This is a genomic window from Prevotella sp. P5-92 (assembly GCF_002251245.1).
In the GTDB taxonomy this organism is placed as follows: Bacteria; Bacteroidota; Bacteroidia; order Bacteroidales; family Bacteroidaceae; genus Prevotella.
In genome coordinates this window covers 57,654-67,820 of the sequence record NZ_NPJG01000009.1, presented here as the reverse complement: position 1 = coordinate 67,820, position 10,167 = coordinate 57,654, and the positions used below count along the sequence as shown (strand labels likewise).

The following is a 10,167-nucleotide window of genomic DNA, read 5'->3' as shown; positions in this document are numbered from 1 at the left end:
GGGCGTTCCGGAGGGGGCGGGGTTCCCTTTACGGTTGCCATGGAAGTCTTTTGGTTTTGCTCCGTCTTTGGTGCGGGGCTGTGCGAACCTCACCTTTTCGCCCTCGTCGCGTTTCTCGTGGAAGAGTTTGGGCAGAGGGTTTTCGTAGGGAGCGTCGTATTCTGCACGATGGCGGAAGATGTCGATAGCGGTGAAGATGGCATGACGGAAGCTGGTGGGGTCTGCTACTCCCTTTCCTGCTATGTCGTATGCCGTGCCGTGGTCGGGCGAGGTGCGCACTATGGGCAGTCCGGCGGTGTAGTTAACGCCTTCCTCGGCTGCCAGGGTCTTGAAAGGAGCAAGACCTTGGTCGTGGTACATGGCCAGTACGGCGTCGAAGTTAGCGTAAGTGCCGCTTCCGAAGAATCCGTCGGCGGGATACGGTCCGAAGGCTTGTATTCCAGCCTCTTCGAGTTCCTCGATGGCAGGTATGATGACGTCCTGTTCTTCACTGCCAATCACGCCATTGTCTCCGGCATGCGGGTTGAGGGCGAGGATGGCAATGCGTGGCGAGGAGATGCGGAAGTCGCGTCGTAGGCAGTTGTGAAGGATGGTAGCCTTTTTGACTATGCTCTCCTTGGTGATGGCTTCAGCCACGTCGCGTATGGGCAGGTGTGTGGTGGCGAGAGCCACTCTCAGCGGTCCGTTCATAAGTATCATCAGCGCCTCGTTGCCTTCGCCCACGCAGTGTTCGATATACTCGGTGTGTCCGGGGAAGTGGAAGAGGTCGCTCTGGATGTTGTTTTTGTTGATGGGAGCCGTGACGAGCACGTCGTAGAGTTCGGAGCGGTAGTCGGTCATGGCCTTGTCGAGAGCCTTCAGAGCTGCCTCTCCAGCTTCTTTAGAGGCTATTCCCATCTCGATCTTCATCTCCTCGTCGAATGTGGGCAAGATATTGAGTCGTCCTGGCTTAGCCTCTTCAGCCTTGTCGATGATGCTGAAGTTGGTGGACAGTCCAAGGAGTTTCTTGTGATATGACGCCACTTTAGGCGAACCATATACGATTGGTATGCACAATTCGAACATCTCAGGGTCGGCGAAGGTCTTGAGTATGATCTCATAGCCTATGCCATTAGTATCTCCGTGCGTTATGGCAACGCGTATCATTTTGTCTTCCATTATTTCGTTATATTTGTTATTATTCAAGTCTTAGAGTGTATAGCAGCGCCTCGAGTTGTCTCATTGTCTGTGCCTTATCGACCGACGGAGCATAGAGGAACGCTTCAGCCGTGATGGTGCGGCGGCGGGTGGTGTCGGGCAGTGAGAGGCTGACGAACGGTCCGCCCATGGCGTCGTCTTTCATTGCCCACAGTCCGTGGATGACCGTAAACGGTCCACGTCTTTGATGCCTTAGTCCCGCACGGTGTTCGGTGGTCATGAACATGCCCTGCCGTTCGCCTGGGATATTCCTTGCCATGACGCTGTCGCGCAAGTCAACGAGACGGTTGGCTGAGCAGTCGGTGCCAGGAGTGGCATAGACGCAGATGTTGCGCATGGTCTTCGTGCCGTTGTCGGAGAACCACAGGAAGTCCTTTCCCCTCTTAGCCGACGCCATTTCATTAGGTACGTCGATGCGTGCATTGAAGAGGCGTCGTATCTCCTGCTGTGCCATGCGGTTAGGACTTTTACGTGCCCTCTGCACAGCTGTGGCAGTCTCAAACCCGTCGATGAGTTTTGTTATCGCAGCCTTAGCCTTGTGGCAGTCGGTCTTGAGCTGTTCGGCGGACGGCGACTCGATGAAGACGAGCAGCTGAGGCGAGGCGTAGGCATTATGTTCGTATCTGATGTGAGTTTTGTCGCCAGTCAGTCTCACCATGACGAGAGTGCGCCGGTAGCGTGTGGCGCCGCTGATGCTGTTGAATGTCAATATCGTGAACAGTCGCTCGTGCTGTGTCATTGCAGGCATTACTGTGTCGAGAATGTCAAGAGCCACGTTGCACAGGCGCTTGTCTTTTGTCACGAGCGTCACGTCGTAGGCATTGCCGATGCTGTCAGGCATCATCACACTGTTGTCGCCGTTGCAGGCGGTGAGAGTGAGAGCCGTGATACACACATATATATAATAATGTATAAGGCAGCGTCGCATCAGTCCAGTCTCTCCCCGTTTTTCTTAGCCGTCGAGAGCAGTCCGCAAGCGGCGAAGATGTCTTGTCCACGACTTGCCCTGATGGTAGTGAACACGCCGTGAGACGTGAGATAGTCGCGAAACGATTCCATGCGTTCCATGTCGGTGCCTTGGAGGTCAACGTCAGGAATGTCGTGGAAACGGATGAGGTTTACCCTGCAGTCGAGTCCGGCGGTGAGTCGGATGATCTCCCGGGCGTGCATCATAGAGTCGTTGACGCCCTTGAACATGGTATATTCGAATGATGCTCGTCGCTGGTGAGAGAAGTCATACTGTTTCAGCAGAGCCACGATGTCGGTGATAGACATCTGGCGTTCGGCTGGCATCAGCTGTTGCCGTTGTTCGGGCAAGGGTGTGTGCATGCTGATAGCCACATGACATTCGCTCTCGTCGAGAAAGCGTTTCAGTTTGTTTTTTATGCCAACGCTGCTGACGGTGATACGTTTTGGGCTCCATTGGAATCCGTAGTCGGCGGTGAGGATCTGTGTTGCTCGCAGCACGTTGTCGAGGTTGTCCATCGGTTCTCCCTGTCCCATAAACACCACGTTGGTGAGTTTGTTGCGTTCAGGCAGGGCGCATATCTGGTTGAGTATGTCGGCAGCGGTGAGGTTTCCCTCGAATCCCTGTTTTCCGGTCTGACAGAAGAGGCAGTTCATCTTGCATCCCACCTGCGACGACACGCATAGTGTAGCCCTGTCGTGGTCAGGTATGAAAACCGTCTCCACGAACTTCCCGTTTTCGGTTGGGAAGAGATATTTTATGGTGCCGTCAACCGATTTCTGAGTGTCGATGGGTTTCATAGTGCCGACACAAAAAGACTCGCTCAGGCGGGTGCGACCAGCCTTGGAGATGTTTGTCATCTCGTCGATGCTTGTCGCGCCAGCCTGATATATCCATTTTGCTATCTGTGAAGCAGTGAATTTCGGCAGTCCCATTTCGGCAGCCACCGTCTTCAACTCTTCTGGTGTCATGCCGATGAGCCTTTTTTTTGTATTGTCGTTCTCCATCATTGTTGTCATATATACATAACCCGTTGCAAAGTTAGATAAAAATCAAGACAATACAAAAGAAATGGTTAAATATTTATATTTTTTTTGTAGCTATGGTCAGCAGTCACTGATTTTCCTTGCTTTTTGTAGCCACATTATCATCGTCGAAGAGGCCGCTGTCGGTTTGTTTCTTAGAGTAGTCGCCCCACTCATAGACCTTGACGAGGTCGAAGCTTGCGAGCTGGTTGCCATTGTCGTAGTCCTCGAACACACCCTTGAACCGCATTGCTCCGCCTCGGTTGTAGAGGTCGTAGCGGTCGATGATGATGTTATATCCGTCGTTGTAGCTGATGTAGATACGTCCATTCCTGACGGTCCATTCGAATGTGGAGCGAGTGCATCGTCCGCGGTAGTCCCAGTCTCGTTCTTCGCCCCACCCTCCTCTTGAGAAGTCGCCGTCCTGTACGAATTTTATCTCCGTGTCCCAGTCGTCGTTAGAGTATCCGTAGCGGTTGTCATAGTAGTTGCCGTAGATAGTGCCAGACCATATGCCGTTGAGGTCCCATGCCATTTCAGTGTCGCTGTCGCAGCTGGTCATTGTCATTGCCGTCATAAGAGCGATGATGGTCATGCTGATGTTAGATAGAATCTTTTTCATAATCGTCGTTTTTTAATTGTTATTATTCCTTGTTCGCTCCTTCTTTCGTTTGCAAAAGTACGGAAAAAACAAGAAACATGATAGAGAAAAATCCTACTATGGCATAGGGAAATTCCTATTCTGTCATTTTCTTGCCAAAACCGGGGTCGATTTTCAGGAGCGAGGTAACGATAAATGTCATGGAGCATGCAGCGATGACGATGATGAAGAACATGCGATAGCCCACCGCCTCCTGCAAGGCTCCCGCCACCAGTCCGGGCAGCATCATCGACAATGCCATAAACGCCGTGCAGATGGCATAATGGCTGGTCTTGTGTTTGCCTTGGCTATAATAAATGAGGTAAAGCATATAGGCAGTGAATCCGAAGCCATAGCCAAACTGTTCGATGAAGATACACGAGCTGACACAGAAGAGGTTTGACGGCATGGCATAGCTGAGATAGACATAAACGATGTCGGGCAGGGTGATGGCAAGGACCATAGGCCACAGCCAGTGTTTCAGTCCGTGGCGGCTGGCCGCTATGCCGCCGAGGATGCCTCCGAGAGTCAGTCCGATGATGCCCACAGTGCCCTGTGCCAGTCCATATTCCGAGTCGGAGAGGCCCAGTCCGCCGTTGTGTCGGGCATCGACGAGGAAGAGCGCCGACACCTTAGCTAACAGACCTTCGGGCATGCGGTAGAACAACATAAAGCATATGCCCACCACCACTTGCTGTTTGTCGAAGAACGTGCGGATGGTAGTTCCCAGTTCGCGTATCATCTCCTTCGCTCCCGTCTTCTCGTGGTTGTCGTCTTCATGCGGTTTGGGCAGCACCCAGCTATGGTAGAGCCAGAGAGCGATGAACAGTCCTGCGGCGAAGTAAAACATCAGGCTCCAAGAGTATCGCACGTTGCGTGTCAGCACTGCCATATTGCCCGCCAGCGCCACCAGCATGCCCTGTCCGAAGATGGTGGCGATGCGGTAGAACGTGGAGCGTATGCCCACGAACCACGCCTGTTGGTGATGATTGAGGCCAAGCATGTAGAAGCCGTCGGCTGCAATGTCGTGGGTGGCGCTTGAAAAAGCCATGAGCCAGAAGAAGCAAAGTGTGCCTTGTAGCCAGAAGGCTGTAGGAATGGTGAACGCCACTCCTCCGAGAGCCGCCCCGATGAGCAGCTGCATGGATATGATCCACCAGCGTTTGCTCTTGACGATATCGACAAAAGGACTCCAGAACGGCTTGATCACCCAAGGCAGGTATAGCCAAGAGGTGTAGAGGGTGATGTCGGTGTTAGACATGCCCATTCTTTTGTACATTATCAACGATATGGTCATCACGGTGACATAAGGAATGCCCTCAGCAAAATAGAGCGAAGGCACCCATGTCCATGGGTTTTTCTTGTTCATCAGTGTCTATTCGTAAAGTTTCTTTATTTCAGCTCCCCTGTAGTAGTGCAGGAGGATATTGTCGTATGAGAATCCCTTGTCGCTCATCACCGCTGCGCCTATCTGGCACAAGCCCACGCCGTGCCCCCATCCGGCACCAGTGATGACGAAGCGTTGAGGAATGCCGTCGGCGTCAATGTCATCGCGGTCAACGACGAAGGCGCTGCTGTAGAGATGGCTCTTGCTCAGAGTGCGTCTTATCTCCAACTCTTTTCCGATGATGAGCGTCTTTTTTGAGCCCACTATCTTCAGTCGCCATATCCTTCCGCTCTTGCCACGATCGAGCGGTATGAGGTCGATGATGTGGCCAAAGTCCTCCTTGCTCTTCTCAGAGATCAGTGTGGCGAGTTCCTTCTGCGAGTATTCCACTCTCCAGCGGTAGAAGTCGGCCGTCTCCTGGTCGTAGTCGTTGAGCACCTCGGCGAGAATGCGTCGGTCGTCGGTGTTACAGAACGAAGGTGGTGCGGAACGAATCCATTCGTTGGCTGTAGCCTCGTCGGTTAGGTCGGGCAGTTTGCCGCTGCCGTCCCTTACAGCCACGAGATATGGTTTGGGTGTGTTTTCCCAACAGTACTGGTATTCCTCGCTCACGCCGCCGCAGCACTTGCTGAACCGTGCGTCGCATATCCTGTCGTCGTGTGCCAGCACCTGTCCGCGGGTGGCCTTTATGGCGTTAGTCACCTCCATGCGTCCCTCCACGGTGATGCCCTGATAGCGTTGGCAGTGGTCGTCGGCACACACGTCGAAGATGGTATGGTCCTCGCGGTCGTACCACCGTATGGTCTCGTCGTCTTTTTTCACGAAGGAGAAGAAGTTGTTTTCGCCGTCTTTCAGAGCCTGTCGTTTTTCCATCTGAGCCAGTAGCCAGCTGCGAGAGATGACGGCATGCGCCTTCAGCAGTTCGGCCGACGATGTGGATCGCATCTCGCTCGAAATGACGCTGGCGAGATACTGTTCCACGGGCAGGATGTTGATGGCGGTGATCTTGTCGGCCTCCACCACGAGGCGCAGGGTACCGTTGAAGGTCTGTGTCTGTTTCCGTTGCCAGTGGAAGTCTTTTCCTATGGTCACGTCGTGAAGTGAGAACGAGGCGTCGGCATCCTGTGGTGTGAAGGTCAGTTCGCGGTATTGGTTGCCTCGCCATAGTATTCCGCCCTCGGAAAACTCCACCATCTGTTGTCCTTTGATGTTTTCCCCCTTGGCAGTGTATGTGCTGTTGAGGTCGAAGCAGACAGACTGTGAGCTGAGAATGCCCACGGCCACGTCAGGTTCTTCCTTATAAGAATGGTGAGTGCTGTTGGCGAGAGTCTGTGCTTTTAGTTTCCTTACTATCTCTTTTGCCTCCACGTCGTCTATTGCCACCTCTCTCAGTATGCCCACCGCCTCTTCGGCAGTGAGACGGTTGAAGTCCTCTTCCCTTGGCGCGATGATAAGTCCTGCCATGTCGAGTGCTCCCGGACTAACGAGACGTTTTGCGTCGCCTTCGATAGAGTAGCAGTCGGGGCGGTGTTTAGCCCTTGGTATGATGACGGTAAGCATGTCGTCGCCTCTCAGCCATGCCAGGATGTTCATCATCGGTTCAGGTTCCCCTATGCGGCAAGGCAGCACGTTGTATAGTCGTTCGAATAGTTTTTCGGCCGTCTCGGCCGTCTTGCTTCTTATGACGAGAGCGAAGCACACATAGTCGCAGATCTGCCAAATGCCCTCGGTGTCGTTGATGGTGACGAGAGGCGTAAGGTTACGGCTCAGCCGTTGCCAGCTGCGTTGCAGTGGCACGAGGCCAGATGTGCCTGCCTGGAAGTGAGCGTGATCAGGAGCCGACGCACCACATTTAGGTCCGTTGTAGAACACCATATAGTCAGGATATTCCCTCATTATCTTCATCATCTCGCCGAAGTTACCTTTGATGCGTTGCGGTTCGTGTCTTCTTGACGGGATGGTGAAATGAGTGGGCAGGATGGGGAAAGGGTTGACGAGCAGTTCATATCGCTCGTCGATAATCTTTTTCACCTGTTCTTTCGGACGGTTAGCCTCGCAGAGGAAGCAAGGCCGCTGTTCGAGAGTCTTTGCGTCGATCTTTGCTCCGGTAGAAGTGATGCGTGCGGGGTTCCACTGTACGGCGAGTGAGAAGTCCTCGTATTGCAGTTCGTGTGTCTTCACCTTTTGCAGGTCACGATAGCGTCGTCGAGCGTCTTCCCACGTCTCTATCTGACGGTTGAAGAATCGCAGGATGGTGCTGTCGGCCATGATGTCCTCCTTGCCTTTTCTCATCTGCTGACGTGCGGAGATCTCGAGAGTGCGCAGGCGGTCTTTATACAGGTTGTTGGCGTTGATTTTCTCTAAGCTCAGCGCGGCGTCGCTGTTGCCTCCCCATCGTCGGCAGAGGTACAGTTCGTCGAAGATTCGTCCTATGCGGTATCTGCGCGAGAAGATAAGGCCGAGTGCATAGTCCTCGCCGTAGCTTGTATTAGGGAATTGTATCTGTCTGAGCAGCGGGGTGAAGAAGGCACGTGGCGCACCGAGTCCGTTGATGCGCAGTGCGTTGTTCGGTCCGTTCTCGTCGGTCCATTCGTGGTGGTCGATGAGTCCTGGCGGCAGCGTGTTGAGGTCGAAGTCGCACATGCGGTACGAACCGATGATCATGGCCGCCTTCTGTTGTTTGAAGGCATCGACGATACGTTGCAGTGTGTCTGGTCCGCTGTAGAGGTCGTCGCTGTCGAGCTGTACGGCGAAGCGTCCGCACCGTCTGTCGCAGATAGCCATGTTCCAGCATCCGCCGATACCTAAGTCCAGACGTTCCGGAGTGAGATGGATGAGAGAGGCGTTGTCGGGTATCGTCTCTTGGCGGCATATCTCCTCTAAGATGTCTCCGGTGCGGTCGGTGGAGTGGTTATCGACCACGATGACGTTAAACTTGAAGTCGGTCTTCTGACCCAGTGCGCTCATCACGGCGTCGCGTATGGTTTTCTCGCGATTTTTCACTGGTATCACCACCGTAGCCTCCACGTCGAAGTCCTGTTCGTTGAAGTCAGGTGTCTTGTAGTCTGAGGTATCAATCAGTGCCCCGATTGCATCGAGATGCCTTGTCGCGGCTTGTTCCATCTCAATCTGCACTTTTCTGTTAGCAGGGTTCACATAGTCGAACTGTTTCACCCCGCTTGCCCTGAGGTCTTTTTCCTCCTCGGTATAGAGATACTCATTGATATGGAAGATGTCGCCCTGTCGGCTAAGGAACAGTCTGAGGTCGTAGAGAGCCGCATATTCGAGAGTGAAGTCGTCGGTGGCTTTTGCATACTCATGCAGCAGCGGAGTCTTTATCAGCAGCAGCGACCCGAAGTCGAAGTCATCCCTTATGCTTCCTTTCTGGTAGTCGATGGCGGGATGAGGTTTCATCTGTCCGTTCTCATTAGAGAGATGGTCGGAATAAACCATTGCCGCGTCAGCGTCGCTTGCCACCCTCAGCATCCTTTCCAAGGCCGTCTGCCCGATGGTGAGCGGTGTGGCTTTGGTGAGGAAGAGCACATATTCGGCGGTGGCGAGTGCGGCAATGTTCCTTATCGTCGAAGAGCTTGTAGGCCGGTCGGTCTCCACCACGACGCATCCCTCTGGCGTGTCGTCAGCCATGTTTGCGTCAGCCGTCAGCAGATAGATATGTTGTATGGTGCGGCTGTCGCGCAGGCAAGCTATTTCCCCTTTTATGTCGTCGATATTGTCGCAAGTAAGGAAGCAATCAATCTTTTGTCTCATTGTGCCAGTCTGTTCTTTGTTTCTATATATTCAGCCTTCAGCCGAGCCATTATCGTCGCCACGTCGTCGATAGTTTTCACGGCCGAGGCAATCTGTCCTATCTCTATCTCTCCGTCCTCGGTGTCGCCCTCAAAGATGCCACGTTTAGAAGCCGCCTTGCCGAGCATTTCACGAAGTTCGTCGGCGTCAGCCCCGCGGGCCTCAGCCTCAGCCAACCGGTTGTAAAGAGCGTTTTTGACGAGTCGTGTGGGTGAGATCTTCTTCAGGCAGAGCATGGTGTCGCCTTCCTCTATTGAGGTACAGAGACGTTTGAATTCGTCGGCTGCGGAGCTCTCCTTGGCGAGGGCGAAGAGGGTTCCTATCTGTACTCCTTCGGCCCCGAGAGCCTCGGCAGCCACCATAGCCTGTCCTGAGCCTATTCCTCCTGCGGCTATCAGGGGCAGCGTGGTGGCCTGTCTCACCTGCGGGATGAGAGCCATCGTCGTGGTCTCTTCGCGTCCGTTGTGTCCTCCGGCTTCGAAGCCCTCAGCCACTACGGCATCGACGCCAGCCTCCTCGCATTTGCGTGCGAACTTGCTGCTTGACACCACGTGAGCCACCTTTATGCCCGCGTCGTGTAGCATCTGTGTATATTTCTTTGGAGAGCCCGCTGACGTGAAGACGACTTTCACGCCTTCATCGACGATGATATCCATCAGCCGTCCTATTTCTGGATACATCAGCGGGATATTTATTCCCCAAGGCTTGTCGGTAGCCTGGTTCATCTTTCTAATGTGTTCAATGAGTGTTTCGGGGTGCATCGAGCCGGCGCCTAATAGTCCCAGTCCGCCTGCGTTGCTTATAGCCGAAGCCAGTCTCCATCCGCTACACCAGACCATTCCTCCTTGTATTATCGGTGTTTCGATGCCAAACAGTTGGCATATTCTGTTCTTTTCCATAAGCTATTGTTTTTATCTTTTGGGAGCAAAGTTAGTAAAAAATGGCGAAATGGCAAAACAAATCGCTAAAAACTTTTGTTTTTTAGGTATTCTTTAAAATAAGGAAAGCTACGTGTCATTTGAGATAGCTTCTTTATCTTAAAGCTCAACTTGTGAAATATTCTTCAGTTCGTCATTTTCAGACGGATGTCGCCAGAACTCTACACTCTACATCAGTATGACAGACGAACTGCATAGTTATGACA

7 protein-coding genes are annotated in these 10,167 nt (G+C 53.1%); all 7 read right to left on the bottom strand.

What is annotated here, in order from left to right:
• A partial coding sequence (pdxA, locus tag CIK99_RS01845) for a 4-hydroxythreonine-4-phosphate dehydrogenase PdxA (protein ID WP_173805288.1) occupies positions 1-1,158 on the bottom strand: 1,158 nt, incomplete at its 3' end.
• 19 nt (positions 1,159-1,177) lie between these two features.
• The gene (locus tag CIK99_RS01840) at positions 1,178-2,125 is read right to left on the bottom strand and encodes a DUF4837 family protein (protein ID WP_094379182.1); all 948 of its coding nucleotides are present in this window, start codon (positions 2,123-2,125) and stop codon (positions 1,178-1,180) included.
• On the bottom strand, positions 2,125-3,183 hold the full coding sequence (gene rlmN, locus CIK99_RS01835) for a 23S rRNA (adenine(2503)-C(2))-methyltransferase RlmN (protein WP_254047687.1): 1,059 nt from the start codon (positions 3,181-3,183) through the stop codon (positions 2,125-2,127). The genes CIK99_RS01840 and rlmN overlap by 1 nt, the downstream gene beginning before the upstream one ends.
• A gap of 94 nt (positions 3,184-3,277) precedes the next feature.
• A complete protein-coding gene (locus tag CIK99_RS01830) occupies positions 3,278-3,811 on the bottom strand; it encodes a hypothetical protein (protein ID WP_144007863.1) in 534 nt (177 codons plus the stop codon).
• Positions 3,812-3,926: 115 nt separating this feature from the next.
• Positions 3,927-5,198 carry an AmpG family muropeptide MFS transporter gene (locus CIK99_RS15505; RefSeq protein WP_144007862.1) on the bottom strand — a complete coding sequence of 424 codons (1,272 nt, stop codon included), beginning with the start codon at positions 5,196-5,198 and terminating at the stop codon, positions 3,927-3,929.
• A 6-nt stretch (positions 5,199-5,204) separates the two neighbouring features.
• The gene (locus CIK99_RS01825) at positions 5,205-8,984 is read right to left on the bottom strand and encodes a DUF4922 domain-containing protein (RefSeq protein WP_144007861.1); all 3,780 of its coding nucleotides are present in this window, start codon (positions 8,982-8,984) and stop codon (positions 5,205-5,207) included.
• Positions 8,981-9,922: a nitronate monooxygenase family protein gene (locus tag CIK99_RS01820; RefSeq protein ID WP_094379177.1), complete on the bottom strand. Its 942-nt coding sequence runs from the start codon at positions 9,920-9,922 to the stop codon at positions 8,981-8,983. The genes CIK99_RS01825 and CIK99_RS01820 overlap by 4 nt, the downstream gene beginning before the upstream one ends.
• Positions 9,923-10,167: the final 245 nt, after the last annotated feature.

Bases quoted from the DNA above. Each gene is read 5' to 3' on its own strand.
- CIK99_RS01820 (WP_094379177.1), bottom strand. From the start codon at position 9,922: ATGGAAAAGAACAGAATATGCCAACTGTTTGGCATCGAAACACCGATA.
- CIK99_RS01825 (WP_144007861.1), bottom strand. From the start codon at position 8,984: ATGAGACAAAAGATTGATTGCTTCCTTACTTGCGACAATATCGACGAC.
- CIK99_RS15505 (WP_144007862.1), bottom strand. From the start codon at position 5,198: ATGAACAAGAAAAACCCATGGACATGGGTGCCTTCGCTCTATTTTGCT.
- CIK99_RS01840 (WP_094379182.1), bottom strand. From the start codon at position 2,125: ATGCGACGCTGCCTTATACATTATTATATATATGTGTGTATCACGGCT.
- rlmN (WP_254047687.1), bottom strand. From the start codon at position 3,183: ATGACAACAATGATGGAGAACGACAATACAAAAAAAAGGCTCATCGGC.
- CIK99_RS01830 (WP_144007863.1), bottom strand. From the start codon at position 3,811: ATGAAAAAGATTCTATCTAACATCAGCATGACCATCATCGCTCTTATG.